At 52.5% G+C, this 25,557-nt stretch carries 20 protein-coding genes; 4 read left to right on the top strand and 16 right to left on the bottom strand.

The window, feature by feature from the left end:
* The first annotated feature begins 4 nt into the window (after window positions 1-4).
* Window positions 5-2,368, top strand: coding sequence for a DUF1156 domain-containing protein (locus ACP86_RS16965; protein WP_053114868.1), 2,364 nt, complete (start codon window positions 5-7; stop codon window positions 2,366-2,368).
* 142 nt (window positions 2,369-2,510) lie between these two features.
* Here the strand turns inward: ACP86_RS16965 and ACP86_RS16960 are convergent, their stop codons facing one another.
* Window positions 2,511-3,827: an IS1380 family transposase gene (locus ACP86_RS16960; RefSeq protein WP_053113071.1), complete on the bottom strand. Its 1,317-nt coding sequence runs from the start codon at window positions 3,825-3,827 to the stop codon at window positions 2,511-2,513.
* A gap of 139 nt (window positions 3,828-3,966) precedes the next feature.
* On the opposite strand from ACP86_RS16960, the gene ACP86_RS16955 reads away from it, so the two are divergent.
* Together ACP86_RS16955 and ACP86_RS16950 are read left to right on the top strand one after the other, a co-directional pair.
* Window positions 3,967-4,515 carry a hypothetical protein gene (locus ACP86_RS16955; RefSeq protein ID WP_053114867.1) on the top strand — a complete coding sequence of 183 codons (549 nt, stop codon included), beginning with the start codon at window positions 3,967-3,969 and terminating at the stop codon, window positions 4,513-4,515.
* Between the two features lie 58 nt (window positions 4,516-4,573).
* The gene (locus ACP86_RS16950) at window positions 4,574-7,381 is read left to right on the top strand and encodes an ATP-binding protein (RefSeq protein ID WP_200905073.1); all 2,808 of its coding nucleotides are present in this window, start codon (window positions 4,574-4,576) and stop codon (window positions 7,379-7,381) included.
* 61 nt (window positions 7,382-7,442) lie between these two features.
* Here ACP86_RS16950 and ACP86_RS16945 read toward each other — a convergent pair whose 3' ends face one another.
* The 8 genes from ACP86_RS16945 to ACP86_RS16915 form a co-directional block, all read right to left on the bottom strand.
* Window positions 7,443-9,218, bottom strand: a complete 1,776-nt coding sequence (locus ACP86_RS16945) for an ATP-binding protein (RefSeq protein ID WP_053114865.1) — start codon at window positions 9,216-9,218, stop codon at window positions 7,443-7,445.
* On the bottom strand, window positions 9,205-9,363 hold the full coding sequence (locus ACP86_RS22870) for a hypothetical protein (RefSeq protein WP_158499464.1): 159 nt from the start codon (window positions 9,361-9,363) through the stop codon (window positions 9,205-9,207). The genes ACP86_RS16945 and ACP86_RS22870 overlap by 14 nt, the downstream gene beginning before the upstream one ends.
* A gap of 95 nt (window positions 9,364-9,458) precedes the next feature.
* Window positions 9,459-10,760, bottom strand: coding sequence for an IS1380 family transposase (locus ACP86_RS16940; RefSeq protein ID WP_053113920.1), 1,302 nt, complete (start codon window positions 10,758-10,760; stop codon window positions 9,459-9,461).
* 59 nt (window positions 10,761-10,819) lie between these two features.
* On the bottom strand, window positions 10,820-11,974 hold the full coding sequence (locus ACP86_RS16935) for a hypothetical protein (RefSeq protein ID WP_053114864.1): 1,155 nt from the start codon (window positions 11,972-11,974) through the stop codon (window positions 10,820-10,822).
* A gap of 74 nt (window positions 11,975-12,048) precedes the next feature.
* Window positions 12,049-12,732, bottom strand: coding sequence for a hypothetical protein (locus ACP86_RS16930; protein WP_053114863.1), 684 nt, complete (start codon window positions 12,730-12,732; stop codon window positions 12,049-12,051).
* A 360-nt stretch (window positions 12,733-13,092) separates the two neighbouring features.
* The gene (locus ACP86_RS16925) at window positions 13,093-13,455 is read right to left on the bottom strand and encodes a hypothetical protein (RefSeq protein ID WP_053114862.1); all 363 of its coding nucleotides are present in this window, start codon (window positions 13,453-13,455) and stop codon (window positions 13,093-13,095) included.
* Between the two features lie 286 nt (window positions 13,456-13,741).
* On the bottom strand, window positions 13,742-14,629 hold the full coding sequence (locus ACP86_RS16920; protein ID WP_053114861.1) for a hypothetical protein: 888 nt from the start codon (window positions 14,627-14,629) through the stop codon (window positions 13,742-13,744).
* A 62-nt stretch (window positions 14,630-14,691) separates the two neighbouring features.
* On the bottom strand, window positions 14,692-15,687 hold the full coding sequence (locus ACP86_RS16915) for a YqaJ viral recombinase family protein (RefSeq protein ID WP_176443097.1): 996 nt from the start codon (window positions 15,685-15,687) through the stop codon (window positions 14,692-14,694).
* 202 nt (window positions 15,688-15,889) lie between these two features.
* Between ACP86_RS16915 and ACP86_RS16910 the strand changes: the two genes are divergently transcribed.
* Window positions 15,890-17,191 (top strand): IS1380 family transposase, encoded by a 1,302-nt coding sequence (locus tag ACP86_RS16910; protein ID WP_053114403.1) that lies wholly within the window; start codon window positions 15,890-15,892, stop codon window positions 17,189-17,191.
* A gap of 161 nt (window positions 17,192-17,352) precedes the next feature.
* On the opposite strand, the gene ACP86_RS16905 is transcribed toward ACP86_RS16910, so the two are convergent.
* The 7 genes from ACP86_RS16905 to ACP86_RS16875 all read right to left on the bottom strand — a co-directional run bounded on the left by ACP86_RS16905 (window position 17,353) and on the right by ACP86_RS16875 (window position 25,556).
* Window positions 17,353-18,315 (bottom strand): DUF932 domain-containing protein, encoded by a 963-nt coding sequence (locus tag ACP86_RS16905; RefSeq protein ID WP_053114859.1) that lies wholly within the window; start codon window positions 18,313-18,315, stop codon window positions 17,353-17,355.
* A 31-nt stretch (window positions 18,316-18,346) separates the two neighbouring features.
* Window positions 18,347-18,697, bottom strand: a complete 351-nt coding sequence (locus ACP86_RS16900) for a hypothetical protein (protein ID WP_053114858.1) — start codon at window positions 18,695-18,697, stop codon at window positions 18,347-18,349.
* Between the two features lie 213 nt (window positions 18,698-18,910).
* Window positions 18,911-19,588 (bottom strand): histidine phosphatase family protein, encoded by a 678-nt coding sequence (locus tag ACP86_RS16895; RefSeq protein WP_053114857.1) that lies wholly within the window; start codon window positions 19,586-19,588, stop codon window positions 18,911-18,913.
* A complete protein-coding gene (locus ACP86_RS16890; RefSeq protein ID WP_053114856.1) occupies window positions 19,585-21,261 on the bottom strand; it encodes a methyltransferase in 1,677 nt (558 codons plus the stop codon). The genes ACP86_RS16895 and ACP86_RS16890 overlap by 4 nt, the downstream gene beginning before the upstream one ends.
* Window positions 21,254-22,285, bottom strand: a complete 1,032-nt coding sequence (locus ACP86_RS16885) for a phytanoyl-CoA dioxygenase family protein (protein ID WP_075267685.1) — start codon at window positions 22,283-22,285, stop codon at window positions 21,254-21,256. Before ACP86_RS16885 ends, ACP86_RS16890 begins: the two co-directional genes overlap by 8 nt.
* Window positions 22,282-24,633, bottom strand: a complete 2,352-nt coding sequence (locus ACP86_RS16880; RefSeq protein ID WP_053114854.1) for a glycosyltransferase — start codon at window positions 24,631-24,633, stop codon at window positions 22,282-22,284. The genes ACP86_RS16885 and ACP86_RS16880 overlap by 4 nt, the downstream gene beginning before the upstream one ends.
* The gene (locus ACP86_RS16875; RefSeq protein WP_053115557.1) at window positions 24,633-25,556 is read right to left on the bottom strand and encodes an NAD-dependent epimerase/dehydratase family protein; all 924 of its coding nucleotides are present in this window, start codon (window positions 25,554-25,556) and stop codon (window positions 24,633-24,635) included. The genes ACP86_RS16880 and ACP86_RS16875 overlap by 1 nt, the downstream gene beginning before the upstream one ends.
* Between the last annotated feature and the right edge of the window lies 1 nt (window position 25,557).

The following is a 25,557-nucleotide window of genomic DNA, read 5'->3' as shown; positions in this document are numbered from 1 at the left end:
CATTATGACCGACATCAAGTCCCCCAAAAAACTCATTGAAGTAGCGTTACCACTCGATGACATCAATGTTGCCGCAGGGCATGAAAAGTCCGTTCGTCAGGGTCACCCCGCTTCGTTACACCTATACTGGGCTCGCAGACCGCTTGCTGCTGCTCGCGCGGTTCTATTTGCACAGTTAGTTAACGACCCAGGCGGCGAAAGAGGTTGGGGGCCAGGAAATACCAAAGCTGAAGTCGAAAGGGAACGAGAGAGACTCTTCGACATAATCCGAGAGTTAGCCAAGTGGAAAAATGTAAATAACAAAGGGTTATTGAAAAAGGCCCATGCAGAGATAATGAAGTCATGGGTAGAAACCCAAGAAATGAACCGCGGGAAACCAGATTCGCTTTTCGCGGAGTTTCCCAAGATACAGGATCCCTTCGCAGGAGGTGGTGCGATACCCTTAGAAGCTCAACGACTAGGCCTTCCAACAGTAGCTACCGACTTGAACCCGTTGGCTTTAATGATCAACAAGGCCATGATCGATTTGCCTGTCCAATTTGTTAATCACCCCCCTGTCGCAGCCAATGATGCCAAACAGAAGCCCTTTGATTTTGAAGTTTCAGGAGTCAGCGGCCTTTGCCAAGACCTAATTACTTACGGGCAGAGAACAAAAGATATAGCTGCGGAACTGATAGGTAAATTTTACCCTGAGGTCAAAAATTATAATAGCGGCGAATCGCACACTGTTATTTCGTGGATTTGGGCTCGCACGATCAAAAGCCCCAATCCTGCTGCAATGGGACAGCATGTACCTTTAGTTAAATCCTTTGCGCTATCCAAGAAAAAAGGTGCCGCAGCTTGGGTTGAATATGACGTCAACCCCGACATGAGCTACGAATTCAAAGTTAAAACCGGTCAGTATTTGCCCGAAACGACAACTGGAACTGTGGGTAGGAAAGGCGCGCGCTGTATACTGACAGGAAGTCCAATTCCGCTTTCATATATACGTCAGCAGGGCCAGGAAGGAAAAATTCAGTACCGCCTAATGGCGATTGCGGCAGAGGGAAAACGGTCAAGAGTTTATTTATCTCCCGATGAAGAGCATGAAAAGTTAGCTAAAAGCATAGTTCTAGATGAATATCCATCTATTCCAATAGATCATTGGGCTGGGAGTACGAATTGCGTAGTCTACGGCTATAAAAATTTTGAAGATTTGTATACCAGACGTCAGCTGCAAGCCTTAATCTCTTTCTCTGACGCAATCATTGAGTTAAAAGAAGAGATAAAAAGTGATTTTATAAAAAACTCCCCTATCCAGGACTCTGGAAAAAATGAAAAGGCTGATCAATACTCAAAGCTCATAGCCACGTATTTGACCTTTGCTCTCGATAAGATGGCTGACTTAGGGAACGCATTTTGTGGATGGGAACCTATAGCCCAGTGCCCCAGGCATCTATATGGAAAACAGGCAATCCCTATGGTTTGGGATTTCGCCGAGGCAAATCCCTTCTCAAATAGTTCAGGTTCCTGGTCTACATTTATCAGTGGCATTGCGAAATCTCTTCCTAAAATTGCAGCAGCAACTACTCCCGTGCTTGAACCAGCGATTGTTAAGCAAGGTGACGCCCAGAATCCCTCAAGCATTTTTGAAAACAGCGTGATATCTACTGATCCTCCATACTACGATAATGTGCCCTACTCGAATCTTTCAGATCTCTTTTATATGTGGATGAGGCGAACGCTACGGTCCGACTTTGCAGATATATTTGAAACTATTCACGTTCCTAAAATGCCTGAGCTTGTTGCAAACCAATTTCGTCATGGAGGCAAAGAACAAGCAGAAAAATTTTTCCTCGATGGAATGACAAAAGCGATGGGCAATATGGCTGAAAAAGCCCATCCTGCATTCCCTGTAGCCATTTACTATGCTTTCAAGGCATCCGAAACGAGGGGCGCCAACACATCATCTTCCGGTTGGGAAACTTTTCTGGAATCGGTTATTGAGTCCGGATTCAAAATAACCGGAACTTGGCCTTTAAGTACGGAAAATGCATCACGTATGAGGGGGCAGAATTCCAACGCACTTGCATCTTCAATAGTCCTCGTTTGTAGAAAAAAACAACATTCTTCGGATGTGATTTCGAGGCGAGAATTTCAAACACTACTCAGGAGAGAGATGCCGTCGGCGCTCGAGGCAATGATAGGTGGAAGCACTGGCACAACACCGATCTCGCCAGTTGACCTCGCACAAGCGGCACTTGGCCCTGGAATTGCCTTTTTCTCAGAGTATGAATCGGTTCCTGAATCAGTGACTTTGCAGGCCAGTATACTCCGCAAAGCGCCATCGGCGCTAACGGGAGCCATCACTTGGTCAAAAGCAGGTTGATAATGCCGGAACGTGCAGTCTGACGTCGATCAGCGGCCAAATTTGGGCGCGTTTTGATCAACTTCTGGTCGTCAGGCAATAGCGGGTTGCCCCGGGCTGGTTTTCCGGGTGGCTTTAAGGTAGCGGCTGTTGTCGGACTTGCTTAACCGGAGGCGGCAAGGCTTCCATAGAGGTCGCGGTAAACGGCAAAGCCCGGACAGTGCCGACCAAAGCGCAGAATCCACTGCCGGCCGCTGTGCACCAGGCGGCAGGCCATGGTCATCAGTTCCTGCATCACCGTTCTCAGGCGGCGGCGCTTGGCCGGATGGCGCACTGGCGCATCTGGGGCGGTCAGTCTCAGGCCCATCCAGCGCAGCACGTTGTAACCCATGGTGGCGAAGGCCATGACCAGGTTGTTGGTGTCGAACTTGCCGGAGGGCAGGCGCTCCAGGTCCAGGTCGGTCTTGAACTCGCTGTGAAATTGTTCACTGGTGGCATGGTCGCTGTACAGCGCCATGATGTGTTGCTCACTGGCCACGTCAGCGGGCAAGGAGGTAATCCAGCCTTCGATGCTAACTTCTGGCTCCAGGTACAGCTGACCGGAGGCATCGCTGGTGCGAACGGTGACCTTGACGATGCGACGCAGGCCGGGTTCATCGGGAAGGTCTTCTGACAGAACCGCTTCCATCTTGCCGTCGCGGTCCAGCGACCAGACTTCCTTGGCCTGGGCCTTGTTTGCCCAAGCCAAGGGATCCTGCTTGCGAGGGTTCCACTTGATCAGGAAGTCGATCTGGTCCTGCTCGCGCAGGAAGTCGCGATTGTCACGGGCATCGTGTGCACTGTCCAGACGCAGCAGGATGGGCTTGTCCGTCAGTGACCGGGCCCGGGGCAAAACCCGTTTGAGGGTATCCAGAAAACCGTTATTGGCGTGCTGGCTGCCAGGGCGTAGCTCGCAACCCAGGCACCAGCCTTCCTGGCCCAGATACGCGGCAATGGGTGCATAGCCGTCGTAACCCTTGTAGGTGTAGCTGACACCCTCTTTATGGGTCTGGCTGTTGTCCATGGGAAAGACATCCATATCCAGGGCAACATGGCCCATCGCCAGTGGTGACACCGGCGCTTCGACGGACTGAAGAAATTCAACGCTGGCATCCTCCAGCAATGGCGTCAGGGCTTGGGCATCTTCATCAAATCGCTGGCGCAAACGGGCTGAAGATGGCGACTGCTTGATGCCCATCGCCGATTTGAAGAACGGATCTGTTCGTACCGGCTCGGCCGCCTCGAAATCGCTCTTGCCCAGCGTGATCAGGCCCAGGTAGGTGCGGATCAGCTCAATGTTCGGAATACCGTGCCGCTTGACGACTGTGCGAGCGGTTTTGATCAGCGACGTGTGCCGGTTCAGGCAGTGGCCCACCAGGGCCAGTCCGCCGTGGGGTGTATAGACTTCGGTTCGGGATTGCTGGAGAGTGAAAGTACGCATGAGCTAAATGCACTGACTGGGTGAATGGATGTCAGGTGCTATTATATCGCCCAAGGCTTTGTTATTGCAGGCTTTGGATACAGTTTCAGCCGGTTGAACTCACGGATTCAGGTCGGTTCTTAATCAAGATGGCAGTAAAATGAGCGTTCACGATGCTCTAGTTCTGATTAACAGAGCTGTTACCGAATTTCTTAGTCCTGATTCTGGCGACTTCGATTCTGACACACAGTTTTGCTCAAGCTGGTTCGAACAATATGCTTGGGACAAAGGGTCTTACGGCGAGGCGGATACTCTTTCTAGAGCCAAAGGTACAACTGTTGACGGAGTTGTTTCTTCCGGTATCGCCGATTCGGGCAGCGGTAAAGTACGCCTTTTGCGATGGACCGAGTATGAAACCGAATGGGATCCTACCAAGGACGACCGTACCCCCGTCTGGGAAGCCTGCCACCAGATGATCCGCCGCTTGAACAACAGCGGGGAGTCCGCTGCTGGGGAACTGCTGGCTAAAATGCCGGAAAAAGGCGAAGCCATCCGCCAACTGGCCTATCACCTATACACCCTTTGCGAGCGCAAGAAGTGGGCCGAAGAAGCCCGCGCTTACAATGAATTAATCGCGTCTTGGCACGCAATTGTGGCGGCATCTCATGATGTTGGTCACAAAGGTGAACAAACCGGACTGGATTTTTAAGGAGTAATTCATGAGTTTGAAACCCTGGAGCGAAATAGCCCGCCCACACAAAGACGTATTGGAGGGTTCCTTCAAACAGTCCGAATTTGCTGCCGACATCACTCAGGTTGCCAGCGGGACAGCGCCGGAGGAATACCAGAATGCGGAGAAGTTCTTCTCTCGTACCTATATAACCGAGGGCATGCGGCTTCTGCTGATTTCTGTGGCTCAACGCTTAGCTGGTCAGGGCGGTGATCCGGTTGTGCAGCTTCAAACAGCATTCGGCGGTGGTAAAACCCACACCATGCTGGCGGTTTATCACCTGGCCAACCGTGAGGCTAGTACGGACAAGCTGATGGGCGTTCCTCCAATTCTGGACGAGGCAGGCATCAGTGAACTACCGCGAGCCCGTATCGCCGTTCTAGATGGCATCCGCCAGTCCCCCAGCCAATCCAGCACTTATGGATCGATTACCGTAAATACGCTCTGGGGTGAGCTTGCTTGGCGGCTTCTAGGTCAAGAAGGGTATGCCTTAGTAGCAGACAGCGACGCGGACGGAACCTCTCCCGGCAAGGAAGTATTGAAAGAACTGCTTACCAGGGCTGCTCCGTGTGTGATCCTGGTTGACGAGCTTGTCGCCTATATACGTCAGTTGGAGTTGGGCAAGCAGTACAAAGGTGGCACCTTCGACAGCAACATTAGCTTCATTCAAGGGCTCACCGAAGCTCTTAAGGCCGTGCCTAACGCTATCCTGCTGGCGTCCTTGCCAGAATCTGAACTGGAAGTGGGCGGCACCATGGGCCAACGTGCTCTCAACTCCCTGGAAAAATACTTCGCCAGGGTGGAATCGGTCTGGAAGCCAGTGGGCTCCAGCGAGTCCTTTGAAATAGTTCGAAGACGCCTGTTCGAAAGCTCTGGTGAACGCGGCGAAGTAGAAGGGATCAGCCGCCAGTTCTCGGATTTTTATCGCCAGCATGCAGACAAGTTCCCGGTTGAAACCCAATCCAACGAATACTTTGAACGCATGTGTTCCTCGTACCCTATTCATCCCGAGGTATTCGACCGTCTGTATGAAGACTGGTCCACGCTCGACAAATTCCAGCGGACTCGGGGCGTGTTGCAGTACATGGCCATTGTTATTCATCGGCTTTGGAACGATGGCAACAAAGACGCGCTGATTATGCCTGGCTCACTACCATTGGACGATGCCAGCGTTCGCCACAAGAGCATTCATTATCTAGCTCAAGGCTGGGAGCCAGTAATCGAGAAGGAAGTTGATGGACCTCGATCTGTTCCTGCTGATATTGATGGCCACCACACCCTGTTTGGGGGCGTTCAGGCTGCCCGTCGCACGGCACGTGCCATTTTCCTGGGCAGCGCGCCCTCGTCTCAGGAACAAATGATTCGCGGCATTCAGACCGAACGGATTTTGCTGGCAACCGTGCAGCCTGGACAGACCATTGGCGTATTTGAGGACGTGCTCAAGCGCCTTAGAGATCGCTTGCACTACCTCTATGCAGAACAGGATCGCTACTGGCTCGATACCAAGCCCAACCTCCGCAGGGAAATGGAGAGCCGTAAGCAAAATATCAGTGAACGGGATGATTTGATTCCGCTACTTAAAGACCGGGTAAGCCGGGTATTTGGCCGGAATCACCAGTTTAGTGGAATCCATGTGTTCACGCCCTCTGCAGACGTTCCGGATGACTATGGCACGGGCCCTCGCTTGGTTGTACTGCCCACAAATGCCGGTTACAGCCGCACCGACACGAACCAGGCGTTCAGTGAAGCGGAGAAGATTCTACGCAACCGTGGCGACCAACCTCGCCAAAAACAAAACCGGTTAATCTTCCTGGCGCCTGATTTTGATGTCGTCAGCCGCCTGAAAGAGCAAGCGCGCATTTATCTCGCCTGGCGTTCAATCGTGGCGGATATCGAAAGCGGGACACTCAACCAGGATTTGTCTCACCTGAACCAATCCAAGCGCAGCCGAGATGGCGCCGATCAGTCGCTAACCCAACTGATCCGGGAAACCTGGAAGTGGCTTTTGGCTCCGGTCGAGGACTTTGTGAAAGGCCGCCCGGAACTGAAGTGGGAAGTGGTAGCCATCGCTCCGACAGCACAAAACCTTATTCAAAGCATTGAGGAGAAGCTTCGGGAAGAAGAGTGGATGGTGTATGAGTGGTCACCGATTCATTTACGCAAGGTCCTCGCGGACTGGTACCTGAAAGATGGGATCACTGAAATCAGTGCCCTCAAGGTTTGGCAGGACTGTTGTCATTACCTTTACTTGCCTAGATTGGTTAACGACCAGGTATTCCGCAATGCCATCGCTGAAGGTGTCGAAACAGAGGACTTCTTTGGCTTTGCAGCTGGCAAGGAGGGCGACCGCTTTCTGGGATTCAGTTTTGGAAAGAATTCACTGGCATCACTCGACGAATCCTCACTACTGATCGACCGAGAGACTGCAGCGGCTTACGCTGAGAAACTCCGAGCGGCCCAACCACCCGGCCCTCAACCTGAGCACCCGGACACTGGTGGAACTGGCACCGGCAACACTTCTGGTGCCAGCGGTATTGATGACAGGCTAACTCCGCCGACAGACCCCATGAGTGTACATGGCGGCACAGGGCACGATTCGGCTGCTGCAAACAAAACACACTTCTACGGCACAGTGGATCTGGATGCGGTTAAAGCCAAAATGGACTTCGCCACTATTATGGATGAGGTGATCCAGCAGTTTACTGCTCAGGTTGGCGTTGATGTGACCATTTCCGTCGAAATTGAAGCCCGAAAGAAGGATGGATTTGACGAATCGCTGCAGCGGACGATCAAGGAAAACTGCAATGTGTTGAAATTCAGCTCTTCTGAGTTTGAGGAAGATTAGGATTGAATTAGGAGCGGATAATACACCGGCTTATTAGTGGCCGGTGTATTATCGTGGATGATTATTCCTTCCTCCAACGACTTATCACTTCTGTAAATGTGATATCCCGCCACGGCTCTTTCCACTCATTGTGAAAACCAACGCTATGTGAATGCGGCTCAGGCTTGGGCAAGGGCATCTGAACAACGGCTGGAAGCAGAACGGCATCCCCCACCACGACACATTCGCCCGGAGCAAGATTGGGGAGAATATCAGTAATCCCGCTGGAGTTATCTGGGAAAAGCCTTTTTACGTAATTTTGATCTGCATTGTTAGTGAGCCGAAGTGCTACAAAGTTGTTGCACTGTGCAAATATTGTTTCAGAAACCTCTGACGGTCGTTGACTTACAACCATGAGACTAAGGCCATATTTCCTTCCCTCCTTCGCGATACGCTCGAGCGACTTTCGCGATGCACGATATGCTGCATTATCCTTCTGCGGAATGTAATTGTGCGCTTCCTCGCAGACGATCATGACGGGAACGTCATTCAGAGATTCCTCTTTATGTCGCAACTTGGAGTAATGGAAGGCAAAGTCAAAGATCAGCCGTGAGACAAGGCTTACAGTTATGCTCAGGACTTCAAAAGGAATTCCACTAAGATCTATAACGGTAACGTTTGATTTATTAAGGTAGCCGAGGAACTGTTTGATGATTTCCTCAAAATCCGCCGTTTCGAAAGCAGCCCCGTCAGATTTAACCGGGTCTAGCAAAAAGCGCAAACGCTTGTCACCAAGTTTAGTTTCCAGTCGCGATACAAAGCGATTGAACTCACCATTGAATGGGCCATTTGTTGCCTTCGTTGCAGCTGCGGTAGATGGGGCGACGAATACGCATTTTTTGTCAAAGTAATAGTCTTCTCTCGACTCAACAAGTGTTCCGTCCTCGAGTTTTGGCCTGTCCTCGCCCGCTAAACGCCCAATCACTTCACGGTTGATGTTCTCGATGTAGCGATATACTTCCTGAATCGAGAAGTAGACTGGAGTGTCGTACGTCATTTCTTTGATTTCGGGGTTTTTCCGCTCTTTATTAAGAATGACTGCCTGTTTGAATTGGCTCACCTGGTTGTGCGAGTTCTGCTCATTGCTTTCAATGAACATACTCTCTAATTCCTCGGAGTTCATAAGCCAGTACGGAAGCTGGAGACAATCGATATCCAATCGATTTAATGTGAAGCTTTGCTCAGCCCCCAACGTAAATGCAGCCGTATACTCATCGTGAATGTCAAAAATAACAATGTGAGAATTGTTCTGCTTTCCAAGGTTTGAATTTTTGTCGTCAGCAATTCCTACTACGTCTTGGAGAATCCGAGAGACTGCACATGATTTTCCCGAGCCGGTAGAGCCAACGATGGCAATGTGCTTACTAAAAAAGCGATCCCCATGAACTTTCATTGGTGTCGTCTTGTTCAGCGATAGTCGACCGAGAGGAAACTGGTAGTCCGCATCTTCGGCGAAGAGTTTATTGAGGGTTTCCTTGTCTGCCGGAAATGCTTCCTCAGTAGGCACGGGCAGCAGAACGCTGCCGCGCTCAAAGGTCTTACCGTCAATAAGGGTACCGACCGCTTGACATTCGATGTGAAACTGCCACTTGGGATTGCCCTCCGAGTCGTGTCCGTGAACGCCACGGATGTTGCGGATAGAGGCAATAGTGAAATCATGGTTTCCTTGGGCGATCTGCACATACCTACCTACCTGGAGGGCCGCTTTATTCTCTTCGAACATTTGAAGGTCATCAACAAGAATGATGATCGCCTCTGGAGAACACGAAAGAACTTGGCCTATGCTATTCGTAGACATTACTTACTCCCATGACATACTTGATTTCCTTCATCGTGGCACCCGCTAGTCGCTCAACGTTCACATCCACGGTATCTAGCCCGGATTTCTCATAGGTCCCCAGCAAGTCTCGCAGACTGTGCGGGTTACCGCCATTACCGCTCATTGGCGGCCGTGACTGATCAATAATCGATCAATTCCTGTTGTCCGGACACACGGCCCCCTTTCCCCCATTGAGTCGGGCCGGGGGAGCCCGGGCTTCTATCCCGGAACCAGTTGACGCACCAGGTCAGAGAGTTCGTCTTTGTAAGGATAGGCATCGCTCATCAACACCCGTATGCGCCGAGTGTTGCGAATGATGACCGCGCCCACCTTGATCAGCTTCAGCCGCAGGTTACTGGCGCTCATTCTCTCGAAGGGCGTCTTCTTCAAGTGGGCCCGTAATCGCTCGAACAGCGTGTAGGCAAAGCCCGACAGGAGCAACCGCCACTGATTGGTCCACCACCGCGTGCTGGAGGTGCGATCTGCGAACAGACACAACTGCTGATCCTTGATCCGGTTTTCCATGTCACCCCGGGCACAGTATTGCTCGTAGTAGAGTTTAACGCCGTCGTCGTAACGGGAACTGATAATGAACCTGGGGTTGGCACCCAGTTCGCACTCCTCCAGACGCGCGATCACCCAGCGGGGGTGTTTCCAGGTTCGGGCCTGGTACTGGAACCGGTAGGTGGCGGAGACTTTTTCACCCAGTTCGTTGTGAGCCTTGCGAACCAGCATCGAGGGTACGTCTACCTCCTTGAGCAGCCGGCTGTTCTTGCTGATGCCGACCAGATAGTCCACGTTGTTCCGGTCGCACCAGCTCAGCAATCGGGGACGGTAAAAGCCGCTGTCACCCCGGAACACGATGCGGGTATCCGGCCAGTACTGCCGGATGAACTTCACCAGCAGGGCCAGAATGGCCCAGCTATGGCGGCTGTCGCTTCGATTGCTGGTGCGCAGGTAGCTCACCAACAGGTGACGGCCGCAGAACACGTACAGCGGGAAGTAACAATGGTGATCGTAGTAGGCGTTAAAGAACTTGCCGGGCTGGTCGCCATGCACCGGAACGTCGGTGCCATCGAAGTCCAGCACGATTTCCTTGGGTGGGGCGTCGTGCTGCTCAATGAAGTGATGCCACATCAGTTCGTGGGCCTTGACCACGGCCTGCCGGTCCACGCGCTGCTCCATTCGGCACAGTGTTGATTTGCCCGCTAGAATGGCCGCTTCGCCAGTCGCGGTCTGAAGTGCCTGGTCAGCGCGTAACGTTTCGTGATCGTTCAGATCTTCGTATCCGGCGGCTACGCCAAAGACCCGTTGCCGGATCATGGTTTGAAGCTTGTGGCGAACCAGTACCGGATTACGGGCATCGTCCAGCACCGTAGCCAGGCGCTGAGTGAGCTGGTGTTGGTTGTCGACTTCGCGAAGCAAAAGCAGGCCGGCATCGGAGGTGATATGACCACCGGAGAAATCGGCTTCAATTTGACGGCGAGACAGTGGCGAGAAGGTCAGTTTTTCAGGTACCATTTTGGATAGCGGCTGTTGGTGCTTGGTGAACGGTGTAAGGTCCTGAAACTATAGCACTTTCAGCCGCTTTCTTTTATCCCCTCATGAGAAATCCGGGCTAGTGCATTACAGTCTGGCTCTCCGATGATGAAAAGATCATCACATTTCCGATCATTCAAGACCTTGCCGCGATCCCCCCAACTCAGTATTCGAATACTGAATTCGCGCTTCATTTCGCCTCTAGAACCTTTCGAACACAGAGGCTCCCGAAAGAAATAAGACTCTTCAAACTGGCCACCAATATAACCATCTGTCGTAGAGATACCTTTTAAGTAAAGCCGATGCTGTATTTCTTGAATTTCGCTTCGATTTGCGCAGATACAAAAAATGGGAGTGTGGATGTGCGCAGGTTTAAAGTGGTACCTGTCTATGTAATCTGAGACAAAAAGAACTATTTCAGCGCCGTAGTCCTCGATGCTGTTTGGGTCGATAACGAAGTAGCGCAGCCGTGCATTCTTATCCAAATGTACCTTGAGCTGCTTACGGCGCGCTTGGATCAGCTTCTCCCTAGTCTTGAGAGCCAGCGTCCAGCGAGAAATGGCCGTCGTGCGGATAGCCATCAAATCAGAAATGAACTTCTTCTTCGTGGTCTGCCGCTCAAGTGGGTTATGTTTTACGCTAAGTGTGGCAATAATTTGTATCGCATTTGGATATGCCAATGTCTCGACGTCGCCCTTTGGCATGCCATTGACCTCAAGTTCATCGCCAACGGACTTTGTGATCTCATCGTAACTGGGGCCGGACTCTACAATGAACCTCTCTAGAAAGCGATCGAGGTCAATGTCTGATGGAATGCTACTGATGTGCTTCGCAAAAGCTTTATCTCTGGAAGCCAAGGCTGCTTCCAGTGTTGCCTTTTCGATACTAGGAGTCTGAGTACCAGTTCCAGAAAAATGAGCAAAGAGCACGTAACTTATGTTTGCAAACTGGTTCTCGGAAAAGTGTTTCAGCATTTGGAGCAGTGGTTTGTATACCGCGCTTGCAGTAAATGATGCCTTCGCTTCGTGGTACTTACACTGGATGGCGGTCATAGCCTCGGGCGTAACCACCTCTATATCTTCGACAATACCTTCAACCGTTACTATGTCATCATCCTGCGCGCGCAGTATCTCTAAAGCAGTCTTATTAAATTGATACAGAAAGCCTTGGATCGTATAGTCAGCTGTCCGCGACATGTTATCTTTCCTTCATTTTAGCGTCTCACTCCTGCCTGGGCGCAGTCGACACTTGAGCGTCCGCTGAAAGATCGCTACCCATTGCGCCTAGACCAGGGGTCTTGAGCCATTCGATCTTCTGACCACCTTTCATCTAATGAAATGGCCAAACCGTCAGAAAAAATAATAAAGTCACCATGCTGATGTGGCTCAGGCCCCTGATTTGGAAACCGCATTTGTTCATTTCGGAACACATTTCGGCTAATCAAGCTTTCCCTCAAGTCTTGATCTATTCCGATAGTCACTCCAATTTCTGAGAGCTCCTGCACTAAGAATTTACGATTGCCAATAACTCTGCTCTGACGCTTTCCAGTCGCTATGAGCGGCGCTGAGTAGTATGAGTTTATTGCGCTTTGAAGATTAAACCGTAGATCAGGCGCATCCTCATCATATTCTTCAGGGTCTTCAATAGCCCAATGAAGTCTCGGATTGAACGATGCCTGGATGGCTACTCGAAGGGATGGGTACTGACCATTGATGGTCCGCAACTGGCGGGTCTGTAATTTTGCCGCAGCCATAGCTGAAGCGCTATAACCCCAAGTACGTCCTTTCGCCTCAGCGACTATCCACTTCCCATCATGCCGAAGTCCAACCAAATCGGGCTCTGATTTTGCCTTAAGTACAACAGACCCTCCGAGGGCATGAACCAATGAGACATGGAAAAGCCATGGCGTACCAAGAAGGCGTGCCCCCAAAACTTTAGCTGCGACCATGCCCATGAAATAGGACACTCCGCTCTTTTCTGTGGGATCCAATCCTGCGTAAAGACTGCTTTTTGCAATATTATAGTTAGGGGTTTCCCGCAAGTTAGCGTAAACGGTGTGGCTTCGAACGACTAGGTCACTGATAGAATGCCACCCATGTGACAACAAAAACGCAACACCGGGTTTTCCCATCGTCATAGCTGCCCACACAATTTCATTCCACGTTAACGTTAGATCATGGCTACCGGTTAGCGCTGCCCCCCAGTGAGGGCCAAAATTTGAGGCTGAATATGGAACTATTGGCATATCACCACTCTTTGGCTGACGATTACGTGAATCCGTCGATATGTTGCGTATTCCAGACCAAGGTTGCCTCTAATTCCAGGCGAAGCCTACCACCCATTCCACGCGAAAGCTGCCACTTGCCTTTCGAGACTCAGGAAATGCTTGTATAGCGCCCACAAAAGCGCCCCCCCCAACTGTCATACCCTTAACATCTGCTACCCAGTAAGAATTCTCAAGGTCGCCGACCTCATCACCAGAGAGAGCGGGCAGCCGCGCGATCCGAAAAAGATTCAAAAGAATAGTGTAAAGCTGAAGAAATTTGACGGGATCATTAAAACACAGCACCGAATCCTCGATTGCCCCTGCGGCAAAAGCTCTTTCTCCAACGATTACCTCCCCAACATTCCAGTGAAATAATCGTGTTTGAGTTTGATTAAAAATTGTTTGTCCCATGACACTTTCAACTCGGCTTTGGGATCTTCGCATTCCCGACTTCACGCCGCCAACAATTGACGACGATCCACTGCGTCCGTAGGTAGAAGTGACCCCCTCAGCCCGTATTAGGTCCACCCAGAGTTAGAAAAATCCAGCTCCAGTTGTTGCCGTTTTCGTCTCAAAACCGCATGTTCCCTGACATAGTCAGCGGGGCAGATCGTATTTTACAAACAAATTATCCCAAAAAATTAATAACATACGTTTGATCGAGACGAGCGGCCGAACCCGGCCACTCGCCCAATATCTACCCAGAAACTGACCGGGCAGAATCCAGGTCTTCTCGCAATTTCGACACGATGACAGCATTCCCCGTCGAGCCCTCGACTGCTGCTGACGGATAAAACTCCTCAACCACCTGACTCATCTCATCCTCATCATACTCAAACAACGCATTACCGAATCCCCTCGCTGCAGCCGCATCCAGCGCAGCCTGGTCAATGCCCTCTTCCTTCATCTCCTTAGATTTTTCCCTTGCCTCGGCCACCGCTTCCTGCAGTAACAACCCCTCCTTGACCACCAGATCCACATAGTAAATCGGCGTGCGATGACTCTGCGTCGTGCTTTTCCCTCGCAGCTTCAGTTCCAACGGCATGTACGCCAGCAGACCACCAGAGACTGCCTGGTAGTAGCTCAGCCTGGCTGCAAGGGTCCGGATGCTGTTGTAGCCGGTCGTGCGAAAGATGAAGGTGCCGAGATCATCGTCTTCACCAATCTTCACGTTCAGACGGCCATAGGGCTTGCACAGGCCACCTTTGCCGAACTCGCAGAGTGTTGGCCCCGGGCACGGCAAAGACTGTACTCCTGACTGCGTCAGGCGCTTACATGTGTCGCCATTACCGACACACATAGGCCGCCCGCTTTTACGGTCGAACATTGTGTACTCAGCCCGCAGATTCAGGTCAGCGTCGTTGAAGAGCATGCGCACCGGGATGGTCCGCAGCTTGCCGTTTGGCGCATCCTTTCTCAGTTCCTCGTCCATGGGGTGAAGTACCCAGCCATCCTTTTCCTGGATCTGGGAGGTGATGGTGAACTGATCGTCTTTCTTTGGTAGCCGGATGCCGTTCTTTTCAACGACCCGACCGATGCTAATACGCCCCAACACGGGAGGCGTGATGGCTAAACCTTTAATCATGATGACTCTCCTGGAAAAAGGACCACGGGGCACTCGTCACGCCCGCGTGGCCAATGGGGAATTCATGCTTGGATGAGGAATCGACGGCTTCCTGGCTTGGTGAGGGGATACTGATCCAGTAGTTCTGGCTGATCCTTCAGCAGTTGCTTCACATTGAGCCCCACGGAGTCCTTGCTACGCTTCCAGCTCACACTGCCACTTGGAAAGGTTGCCTTTGAGGCTTCGCCCATCTGGCTCTCGATGCGCTGTTTCAGGTGGGATTCTGTAGAGCTAAGGGCTTCCATTTCCTTACGGATAGCCAGCAATTCGTCGAACGCATCGGAAAGCTCCTTGCTCTGGCTGAAATCCAGGGTCTCTCCTCTGTCCACTGGGTACAGATGCCGCAATGCACGTTCAGCAGAATCGGTTCCATCGACCGGTGGCGGGGTATCCGTTTCCACGAAATCCCAGAACTGACGCTCCAACACGTAAAGTGCCTCGATGAGCTCCTCGTTTCGTTCAACGCGATAGATCTTTAACTCCTGGCCACACAACAGAACGCACACGTCCGCTGCCTGTTTGCCGGTGACAGCCAACTGATGCTGCACCTGGCACTGGATGTAATCCGGCACACCCTCTTTCCATAGACGCGACCCGAACTCCCCTGCCGTTTTGCATTCCAGGATCTGCACGTCGTCATCAGCCACCACGGAGTAATCTAGATTGGCCAACATCCAGTGCTTTTCCGGATCTGGATGCTGCAGTACCGCATTCACCCGGCGCACTTTCCGGCCCGTCTGCTGGCTGTACTGCTCGGCCACAATCGGTTCCAGGATATGGCCCCAGTAAACCGGTGAAGTCGGATCGTCCGAATCCGGCTTTGGTAAGCCAGCATCTCTGCCGGTTTTGACCATCCAGAGTTCCAACTGGGATTGATAAGGGTTCATGCCAACGGCCGCAGCGGCATCGCTACTGCCAATGCCCTGCTTACGTACCTTTAGCCATTCATCCCGGCTGAGGCCCTTGGTGGAGACCAGGCGCAATGCCGGTCGCTGTTTCTGAACTGTGTTTGCACGCATGCCCATGGTTTTTCCTCCAGACATAAAAAAGCCCACCAGAGCATCAGGCTCCGGTGGGCTTTATGGCGGTTTTGAGTTTTGTAGGATTGGCTTAGCCCGGATTTCTCATGAGAGGGTAGCGTAAGGAGGAAGGGAGCGGCTGAAAGTGCTATGGTTTCAGGACCTTACACCATCACCACTGAACCAACAGCCGCTATCCAAAATGTTACCTGAAAAACTGACCTTCTCGCCACTCTCTCGCCGCCAAATTGAAGCCGATTTCTCCGGTGGTCATATCACCTCCGATGCAGGGTTGCTCCTGCTTCGGGAAGTCGACAAACAGCACCGTCTGACTCAGCGCCTGGCCTCGGTGCTTAACGATTCACGGAATCCAGTGCTGGTTCGCCACAAGCTGGAAACCATGACTCGGCAACGGGTCTTCGGCGTGGCTGCAGGATACGAAGATCTGAACGATCATGAAGCGCTGCGTTTTGATCAGGCTCTGCAAACCGCGGTCGGCAAAGAGCGCGACTTGGCCGGCAAGTCCACGCTCTGCCGAATGGAGCAGCAAGTAACCCGTCAGTCGGTGGTCAAGGCCCACGAATTGCTGTGGCAGCATTTCATCGAACAGCACGAGACACCGCCGAAGGAAATCGTGCTGGATTTTGACGGTACCGATATCCCCGTTCATGGCGACCAGCCCGGCAAGTTCTTTAACGCTTATTACGACCACCACTGCTACTTTCCGCTGTACGTGTTCTGCGGCCGTCACCTGCTGGTGAGCTACCTGCGCACCAGCAGCCGCAGTGACAGCCGCCACAGCTGGGCCATTCTGGCCCTGCTGGTAAAGTTCATCCGGCAATATTGGCCCGATACACGCATCGTGTTCCGAGGTGACAGTGGCTTCTATCGGCCTCGCCTATTGAGCTGGTGCGACCGGAATAATGTGGATTACCTGGTCGGCATCAGCAAGAACAGCCGGTTGCTCAAGGATGTGGAAGCGCCTTCACGACTGGTCCGGGACACGCACCAGAAAGTCGGTGAAAAAGTCTCTGCCGTTTACCGATTCCGCTATCAGGCGCGTTCCTGGAAGTTCCCTCGCTGGGTGGTGGCCCGCCTGGAAGAAGGCGAGCTGGGTTCCAACCCTCGCTTCGTCATCAGCTCCCGCTACGATGACGGCTTCAAGCTCTACTACGAGCAGTACTGCGCCCGAGGCGATATGGAAAACCGGATCAAGGATCAGCAGTTGTACCTGTTCGCGGATCGAACATCGAGCGTCCGGTGGTGGACCAATCAATGGCGGCTGATCTTGTCCGGCTTCGCTTACACCCTGTTCGAGCGATTACGAGCGCACCTGAAAAAGACACCCTTCGAACGAATGAGTGCTGGCAATCTGCGACTGAAGCTGATCAAGGTTGGCGCAGTCATCATCCGCAATACCCGTCGAGTCCGGGTGCTGATGAGTGACGCCTATCCTTACAAGCACGAACTCACGGATCTGGTAAGTCGCCTGGTTCCGGGATAGATGCTCGGGCTCCCCCGGCCCGACGCAATGGGGGAAAGGGGGCAGTATGTCCGGACAACAGAAATTGATCAATTATCAGGCTGTGATGGCTTCATCTGAGCGGTCATGGCGGTAAACCGCTCAGTCTGCGAGACTGGCTGAGTAGCTATGAGAAATCCGGGTTAGGCCACAAGTGACATGGCCTGCTCTAATGCACGGTTCTTCAAGGCTGCACCGGTGCCAAACCAGGCTGAATCCAGTCGATGGTCGACAGTTTTGGCACGGCGCTGGTGATCGATGAATTCCGTCACTGCATTCAGAAGCCCGTAGGCTGTGCCGTCCGATGAAGCCAACGTGGCACCCATGCCCTCGCCTTCGTACAGACCCAGGGCTTTGGCCATGGAACGCTCGTTGGTTTTGCCAACCCCAGCACTAGAATCGTCCGTGAACACCTTGAGGAAGTAGTTCCTGGCCTCAGTGGTTTTCACTTTCCGCTCACTCAGGGTCTTCAGGCGGTACATGAAGTCATCCCATGCGCTAACGGATATGCCGAGCTGTTTCTTAACCAGGTCCGCGTCGAATGCGGTGTTGTGCTTCACCTTGACGGCGTTGGCAGTGGAGCCCTTCAGAGCGACGGCCAGAGTGTTGTTACATACAACACGAATACTCGTGAACTGAGCTGTCGTGGCCATAGTGCCGTCACAGGCGGTGGCCAGCAGCACGTAGGCATTGGTTTGATCGTTGCCCTTGAGCATGCCCGATTGGCCGGTGCGAGCCAGAGCCCACATCTTGCGGCCACCTTTCAGGACACCAGCTGTTTCCAGCTCAAAACCGGAGACTTCAGTCAGGTCACGGTAGAACTCCAGGATTTCCTCGGGCTGAACGACCTTGAAACGGTTGCCAACCACCGACAGCGGTGCCCTTGTATCGGAGCGGTAAAGCACTTTGGAATCCGGATAGGACAGAATCTCGCCCAGGGTGCCGCCAGAATTAGTGACATAGCGGACCGGGCTTTCCTGGATCTTCCAGTCCAGACCGGCTTGCTTTGCCCAGACCTCCAGGGGCTGATTCGAGGTGAGTTCGTTCCCCAGGCCATGCCACGGGGTTTGGCCAACATAGGCCATTTGCTCGATGAGATGAGCCATGGTTGTTCTCCTTTGAAGTGCGCGAAGGGAATTAACGGATGTCGTCTGGGGAGTCAGGGTCGACGCTGAAGGAATAGCCGCAATCAAGGCAGCGGTAGTTGTCGAGCACACGGTCATCCAGGACGTCGCCCAGAATCACGCCAGCGGAAGCGCCAGTGGCACCACCCAGCAACGCACCAATGACGGCACCGCCGATACCGCCAACAGTCGCACCGATAGGACCGGCAACGATACCGAGGGCAGCACCCGCTTGGGCTCCGGCCGTAGCAGCCGCATAGCCGCCGTAGGTACCGGCAGACGCGCCGACCACACCAGCGGTTTTCTTGCCGTAGTTGTTCTTGCCAATCCGCCGGGACAGGCAGTTGGGACATTGTTCAGACATTAGAGATTACCTCTGTGAATTGGGAGGGAAGACACTGTCAATGCCTTGGTTCACGGAGGTGATATAGGTTTGAAAAGTTTTAGGATCGTATACTCAGAACATTCCTTATTGGCCAGAGTTCTGCTTGCGAAGCCAACCTTCTGCTTGAACAAAAGGTCGGCCTGGCCCTGGCTGCCAGCTCAATGCGGTGCAGTTCCGGTAATAGCTGAGGTGTTATAGACCAGCTAAAAGCGGCTCTCTAACAGAGAACCAACTTCTGTACGCAGTATGGATACCACCATCGCCCTGCCAGAAAAAAACGCCTTCAAGGTAGTCCGGGTAAGAGCCCTGATCCAGCGGCTCCCCCAGTAAACGTGCAGCGGTGGCCATCACCAAAGAGTCGTGCGTGACGAAAACATGCACCCCCAGCCTATTCTCTGAGGCTGCCAGCATATGACTCACCAAACGATGAGCCGCCTCACCGGGTCGCGCCATACCAGGAAGAGCATCATTCTCCGTGACCAAGTGTCGCATGACCCCTTTAGATCCAAGCCGCTCCCAATTGGACCAGGCTATTTCGCCATCAATGACAAATGCCCCCGGATCGCCAAGCAATCGGTCTTCGGTGATGGGTAGGTCCAACCCAGCGCCCTTATTGAGGGCCTCAGCTGTTTCTACGCATCGCGCCAGCGGACTACTGTGCAACGTCTTTAAGCGATCGCCCAATATTTGACCAAATTTTGCCCCCTGCTGCTTCCCCTCTTCGGTAATGGGAAGCATATAGCCAATACCGTCCGGCGGCAGTTCGTCCCGAATCGAATGCCGAAGCAGTATCACGACAGCTCGATCAGAGGGCACTTTTTCAAGCAGATCGGCGGTAACGGAGTAATGTTGATATGCCAACTTGTTCATTTGGCTATCCCCACCAATACCGAAGGCAACGCTGCCAGATTCTTAACCTGGAGAAACTCAAAACCGGATGCTTCAAGAAGCTTCTGGTACTGGCTTGCTGTTCGCTCCTCTCCCCCTGTCGCCATCAACAAATGCAAGTCACAAAGGCCTCCCGATCCGCCCTCTTCAGGCAACAGCATTTCCACCACAAATAAACGGCCACCCGCTGACAATGACGCCCTGGCATGATGCAGAATCTGTATGGCATCGGAATCATTCCAGTCATGGAGAACCCGGGACAAGATCACACCGTCAGCCTCCACGCCCCATGGCTTAAAAAGGTCCACTGCTTTCCACTTAAGCCCCTCACGCTCGGGCTGTTCATGACTGCCCTGCGCAATGACTTCACTTCGGTCCAGGACCGTTACCTTTATTCCCGGGTGCGCATCCAGCATAAAGTTGGCCAGCGTACCCAGGCCTCCTCCCGCATCGAGAATATGTTCATTACCACGAAGCCCCAAACTTCTTGAGACAGCGGGATAATCATGACGGGCATAGCTTCGCAGCATGCGATGGTGCGATGCCACGCGTTTTGGATTCTGAGCCACTTCACCGAAGACATCAGGTGCTTTCCAGTTCCCATCAATGCGCAGGGCTTGCGTCAGTGAGGACCACATAGCAGATAGTGGGCCAGCGTATTCAAGGGCTGCATCGGCCAGAGTCATCCGGTGATCAGCCCGTAGAAATTCGCCGCGCGCAGTGAGGTGCCAGCTTTTATCCGCGTGATGAGCGATATGCAGTTCTTCAAGTGCGCGCATGAGCCGGCGAGTGGCCTGGGAGGAGAGGCCACATTGCTCAGAAATACCGGCCTCCTGGAGCGGGAGTACTTCAGGGATACCCAGTTCAATGGCAGTAGCTATCGTCTGCGTTTTCCAGAACCCCACCATATCGCCAGACAATGCCGCGAATTCTGACTGGCGTGGGAGGCACAACGTAATTAGCGTTTTTCCTGCTTCTGAAATTATCTCCCGCCCACCATCAAGACGCTCTACCCGCGCCTGCCCGTTATAGAAGGGCTCAACTGCAGCAAAGCGCCTTTTATAGACTGCAGCCCCGTTGCTGTCGATGTGCATCCATCCTGCGTCGTCACGGGCTCGCGCAAAACCCTTGTGGTAAACATCCAAGTCAAGAAACCAGTGACCATGAGTGGGACGACCCTGTAAATCCACATGCGTAGATTTACCATCCTCTGCCTGCACAACCGCAAGACCATCACGATAGTCACCGGCATAGCGCCAGTGAGTATCAGATATTTCAGCACCTAGCTCATCAATGTGGCAGTACAAACCAGTATGTTGACGCACCGTGCATCGCCTTTCCTGAAAATTGCCACACCATGCATACCGCTGTGAGTAGATTTCCTCAGCAGATGCATCAATGTGGTGCCAGCCGGACTCATCACAAACTGCGGCAATTCCACCATAGAATCCAAAGGTCTTTAAAAAGCGGCGAGAATAGGCCGCCGTGCCGTCAGGGTTGATGTGCCATGCCGCCAAGTCACGCAGAACAGGCGCCAAGCCTGGCGGATGGAAAGCCAACACTTCATCAAACCGCTCGCTATAGGCAGGCTGCCCTTCAGGATTGATATGATGAGTTTTGCAAGCGGCAGGACGTAAGTTGCGCCAATCACTCATGCGAACTCCTCCTCTTCTCGAACCTGGCACTGAGGGCGGGAATAACCCGATCTCTCACACCCAACCAAAGATCCGGATTAGGGCGAGCACCATGAGTTGACTCAATTTGTAACGCCTGGACGAGGTCTTCTAGCACTTGTTGGGCAAGAGGGTATACAGGCTCATTATTGGAGCTACACCAATCAAGCATTACCTCGATTTTTTCTGCTAACGTACCTGCTTGCTCGAAGACAGGTAATGTGGGGTAAGCACGTAAAAAAGCATCGAGTAATAGGTTCCCCGATGTGTCTATTCCAAAGCATTCGGGATCAACTCGGGGAACAGGAATCTCAATTCTTCTCTCGTATTGGTCTGCATAAGACCAACGGACTGCCAGCACACGACGAGCACCCTGCCCCGTAAATGCATCTGCTGCATGCCAGGTTTGTGCATCAAAAATCACCACATCTCCAGCTGTGACAGGAACAGGAATAGCGCACTCCGCCCATTCATCGCTTGTTGCGTGATCACGAAACTCAGACGCGAGAAAGTCCTGGCGCACACTGATCTTTTTGTAGTGTGATCCAGGTAGAAACGAAAGTACCCCTCCTTTTTCCACACAAATATCATCAAGTGCCAGCCAGGTCGTCAAGCCATAGCGAGCTTCCGGCCCTCGATTCCACCTGTACGCAATATCCTGATGAGCATGGGTTGCACTTCTTGCCCAAGGAGATTTTATGAAAAGAGTGGCATCAACAGGCTGTGGGTGAACCTCTGCCACCTTGCTTGCCACTGCTTTGAGTTGCGGCATGACCGCCGTCACCATAGCCTTTACAAAAGTGCTATTGATTCCCCATGCAGAAGCAAGGTTTTTCATTTTTTCTAATTGAAGCTGGTTAGCCTTCGATGCATCGGCGATGCCTGATTCGGCCATTGTTTGCAAGTCATGAACTTGTCGACTTAATAACACCCCAGGATCACAAACAAAGCCATCAGCTTGAAATGAAGCACGGATGTCTCGGGCGTTATGAGTGGGATCAGTCATGCACCACCCCCAGCCGGCTTCCGCATATTACAACCGCGGCATAGGCTCCGATTACGGTAAGTCGTTGCTAGTTCACGATAGGCTTTACCATTCCAGATCTCCATAATCGGCTTTTCGTTCAGGTTGCCAAAGTCACCGAGTGTTTTGCGCTGCTGATCAGGCGCACAGCAGGGATTGAAGCGCCCCTGAGCGCTGATCCAGGCTTCCTGTCCCAGAAACGGACAAGCCCCTTCAGGAGCGAGATTTTCAGTTGCCGTTTCGTCCAATAAAAAGATGTTCTCAAGCAAAATATAACGCCCATTGGGCAATGTGGCTGCTGAAGCTGCAGCCCGTGCTTCGATAACAGCTTTATTCCAGCGCAGTATCGATTCCCGGTTACGCCGCATAGACTGATCATCAATTTCTTTAAAGTGCGCCCAAAGGTGGTGCCCTTTTACTCTGTCCACACCGCACTCTATGGCGAGCCGAACGATGTCTGCGAGTTCTGCCACATTGGCTTCCAGAAAGGTTAATTGCAGGGTAACTCGACACCGATTTCCACCGTCACTTGCCTGTGCGTCACGAACGGAAATAAAGGTGCGCAAATTCTCAAGTACTGTCTCCCATCGCGCGCCCAGCATAATCCTCTCATGGGTTTCTTTGGTGGCCCCATTCCAGGAGAATTTCACGTCCGAAGTGACTGGCACGATCTTTTCTGCCCAAGCCTGAGCACCAAGTCGAGGAAAGGTCCCATTGGTGGTTAAATTGAGTTTGACTCCATAGCGTTCACAGAGCTCCAGGATGCCCTCGAACTGTTTGTATAGAAGCGGCTCACCCATTGTTGAAGGGATAATTTCCTGCAACCCGTGGGGAGCTGCATCAGCGATGACCTTTTCGATCATCTCAAAGGGCATGAGGCGCCGTGGCCGGCCCTCTTTTCTACGCTGGGTTTGCGTCTGACTGTGCGGTGAATGGTCCTCACACATGATGCATTTCATGTTGCAGGTGTCGGGATTCGTATCAAAGGTAATGCGCCAAGGCCCAGGATTATGCTGAATGCGTGTACTGTCACGCCGCCGTAAAACCTGCTCATACAGTTTCTCTATTTCCTCAACATGGGCTCCGATGTCAGGGATATCCCCCGTGTCGCTGAACAGATAACCTCGATCACCCAGTCTTCTAGCCAGATCCGGGTCATCAAGAAGACGTTGCATCTGATCCGATAAAGCCGTGAAGGACCGATGTTCGAAGAGAAGCCCATTGACTTCATGCTCTACGTATTCGGCCATGCCACCAGCATTCGCCGTTATTACCGGCACACGGGCCTGCTGCGCCTCATGAATAACCAGTGGGGAATTCTCCACCCATACGGACGGCACGACGATGGCATCACAGCGATTGAACACATCCGGTACCAGATGCTGATTCCTGTACTCGGGGCACCACTCAACACGTTCGCTCAGTCCTTCCGGTAGTGCAGCGATCATCCCCTTCAGCGCTTCAGTATCCTGCCCTCGCGGTTTCCCCCAGATTTTCAGCATTGCACTACCTTCAAGGCGGCCAAATGCACGAATCAGGTCATGAATTCCTTTCGCCGGAATTTGTGTGCCGATGTAGCCAAAAGTAAAAGGCTCTCCGGACGATCTTTCCCTACCGGCCATCCGGGCCCGGTCAAAGCCGTAATCCAGGTAAACCAGTTTGCCCTGAGGCAAGCCAAAGTCCTCGCGGTAACGGTTGCTTAGGTATCGGGCGGGTGCCACAAAGAGATCAACCAGTTCCGTCATTTCACCGACATGCCGCATACGCCGACCTACCCAGTCAGACCAGTAAGCGACATCCGCCTCATATTCATCCGGTGCACCACTGAAATAGCGGGAATAACAGCGTTCAGCGCATTTACGGTCTTCTTGGCCGTCACAAGCGGCCCAAAGATCGGTTGGGTCCTTAGGCGAGGTTTGCATAAATTGCCCACGGGGACACATGATCCAGTAATCATGGAGCGTATAGATAATAGGGATATCCCGCAGGGCAGCCTCACGTAGCAAGGAGGTGGACAGATGATTAAGGTGCCCCACATGAACCAGATCGGGCTGAACCTTATCCAGTACCTCCGCAAAGCGCTGATCAATACCCGTGGCCCGGTAGCGATCCTTCAGTCGCGGGTTGTTTACGAGGTGGATAGTAATCCTGGGGTCGTCAGGGTCCCGTTCTGTCCGCAGCCGAAAGTCAGGCGCAAAGGAATCTTCTTCCCGGGTGAAGACATGTACTTCATGACGTTCAGCAAGCCCATGACAAAGTGTCTGGCTATAGACTTCTGAACCGGCGTTATAGCGCATGGGATAGCCATGGATGACTTTGACTATTTTCATTAGGATGCGATCTCCTGCTTTGAGGCAGTACATTCTTTGCGATAGTCATATATAAGCCGTGCGAGCCCTTCACGAAGACTTACCTCGGGAGTCCAGTTCAACAATTCCGCCGCTCTCGAGCGGTTACCAAAAAACTGTGCAACATCGAAATTCCTCGGAGCCGCATGTGCAATCTCTGATTGGCTGGCAGCAAGTTCGATCGCCAATTCGGCAAGTTCACCGAGAGTCGTGGGAACACCACCTACAAAATGGATGGGGGGCGGCGCCTCGCCCCCGTCGATCAATCGCTTCGATAGCGTTAAAAGACCCCGTGAAACGTCGTCTATGTGGGTAAAGTCAAAGGTGTTACCGGCACCTTCAAGGTGTAGCGTATCGCCTGTAGCGGCAGCCTTGGCAAATGCGGGAATAACTCGATCTGCATGGTCGGCTGTAGAGCCGTAGACGTTGGATAGACGAACGATACTGGCTCTTAAACCTGCCGCCCTGGCAACTTCGATCAGGCGCTCTCCTTCGACCTTGGAGCGACCATAAACATTGACCGGACGTAAGGCACAGGTTTCGTCCACAGGCAGGACATCCGGCTCCCCGTAAACCTCCCTACTGCTGGCAAAAACCACCCATGGCTTGCGCTCCAGGCCTACTATTGCTTCCAGTAAATTGTTGAGCCCGCCAACATTGGTAGCCCAGCAAAGATCAGGATCTCGCTGCCCCCAAATCACCCGGGACACTGCCGCGAGATGGATAATTCCGTCGCAGCCTTCTACTGCCTGACGGACCTTAAGTGGATCTCGAACATCTCCTTTACACTGGTTTTTCTCATTTAAATCAAACTTCCGAACTTCTACGTCCTGTCCAAGAAAACGGTGAATCAGGGATGTGCCGACAAGCCCGGAAGAACCTGTAATCAAAATTTTTGCAGTCATG

Source organism: Marinobacter sp. CP1, from assembly GCF_001266795.1.
Lineage (GTDB): Bacteria > Pseudomonadota > Gammaproteobacteria > Pseudomonadales > Oleiphilaceae > Marinobacter > Marinobacter flavimaris.
The sequence above is the reverse complement of the archived record's forward strand: the minus strand, read 5'-3'. Positions and strand labels throughout refer to the sequence as shown.

What these genes read in the sequence shown, in the direction of transcription:
- ACP86_RS16945 (WP_053114865.1), bottom strand. Translation starts at nt 9,218, where the DNA reads ATGTCTACGAATAGCATAGGCCAAGTTCTTTCGTGTTCTCCAGAGGCG.
- ACP86_RS16940 (WP_053113920.1), bottom strand. Translation starts at nt 10,760, where the DNA reads ATGGTACCTGAAAAACTGACCTTCTCGCCACTGTCTCGCCGTCAAATT.
- ACP86_RS16960 (WP_053113071.1), bottom strand. Translation starts at nt 3,827, where the DNA reads ATGCGTACTTTCACTCTCCAGCAATCCCGAACCGAAGTCTATACACCC.
- ACP86_RS16910 (WP_053114403.1), top strand. Translation starts at nt 15,890, where the DNA reads ATGTTACCTGAAAAACTGACCTTCTCGCCACTCTCTCGCCGCCAAATT.
- ACP86_RS16900 (WP_053114858.1), bottom strand. Translation starts at nt 18,697, where the DNA reads ATGTCTGAACAATGTCCCAACTGCCTGTCCCGGCGGATTGGCAAGAAC.
- ACP86_RS16880 (WP_053114854.1), bottom strand. Translation starts at nt 24,633, where the DNA reads ATGAAAATAGTCAAAGTCATCCATGGCTATCCCATGCGCTATAACGCC.
- ACP86_RS16935 (WP_053114864.1), bottom strand. Translation starts at nt 11,974, where the DNA reads ATGTCGCGGACAGCTGACTATACGATCCAAGGCTTTCTGTATCAATTT.
- ACP86_RS16890 (WP_053114856.1), bottom strand. Translation starts at nt 21,261, where the DNA reads ATGAGTGATTGGCGCAACTTACGTCCTGCCGCTTGCAAAACTCATCAT.
- ACP86_RS16905 (WP_053114859.1), bottom strand. Translation starts at nt 18,315, where the DNA reads ATGGCTCATCTCATCGAGCAAATGGCCTATGTTGGCCAAACCCCGTGG.
- ACP86_RS16965 (WP_053114868.1), top strand. Translation starts at nt 5, where the DNA reads ATGACCGACATCAAGTCCCCCAAAAAACTCATTGAAGTAGCGTTACCA.
- ACP86_RS22870 (WP_158499464.1), bottom strand. Translation starts at nt 9,363, where the DNA reads ATGAGCGGTAATGGCGGTAACCCGCACAGTCTGCGAGACTTGCTGGGG.
- ACP86_RS16895 (WP_053114857.1), bottom strand. Translation starts at nt 19,588, where the DNA reads ATGAACAAGTTGGCATATCAACATTACTCCGTTACCGCCGATCTGCTT.
- ACP86_RS16885 (WP_075267685.1), bottom strand. Translation starts at nt 22,285, where the DNA reads ATGACTGATCCCACTCATAACGCCCGAGACATCCGTGCTTCATTTCAA.
- ACP86_RS16930 (WP_053114863.1), bottom strand. Translation starts at nt 12,732, where the DNA reads ATGGGCATGGTCGCAGCTAAAGTTTTGGGGGCACGCCTTCTTGGTACG.
- ACP86_RS16915 (WP_176443097.1), bottom strand. Translation starts at nt 15,687, where the DNA reads ATGCGTGCAAACACAGTTCAGAAACAGCGACCGGCATTGCGCCTGGTC.
- ACP86_RS16955 (WP_053114867.1), top strand. Translation starts at nt 3,967, where the DNA reads ATGAGCGTTCACGATGCTCTAGTTCTGATTAACAGAGCTGTTACCGAA.
- ACP86_RS16920 (WP_053114861.1), bottom strand. Translation starts at nt 14,629, where the DNA reads ATGATTAAAGGTTTAGCCATCACGCCTCCCGTGTTGGGGCGTATTAGC.
- ACP86_RS16875 (WP_053115557.1), bottom strand. Translation starts at nt 25,556, where the DNA reads ATGACTGCAAAAATTTTGATTACAGGTTCTTCCGGGCTTGTCGGCACA.
- ACP86_RS16925 (WP_053114862.1), bottom strand. Translation starts at nt 13,455, where the DNA reads ATGGGACAAACAATTTTTAATCAAACTCAAACACGATTATTTCACTGG.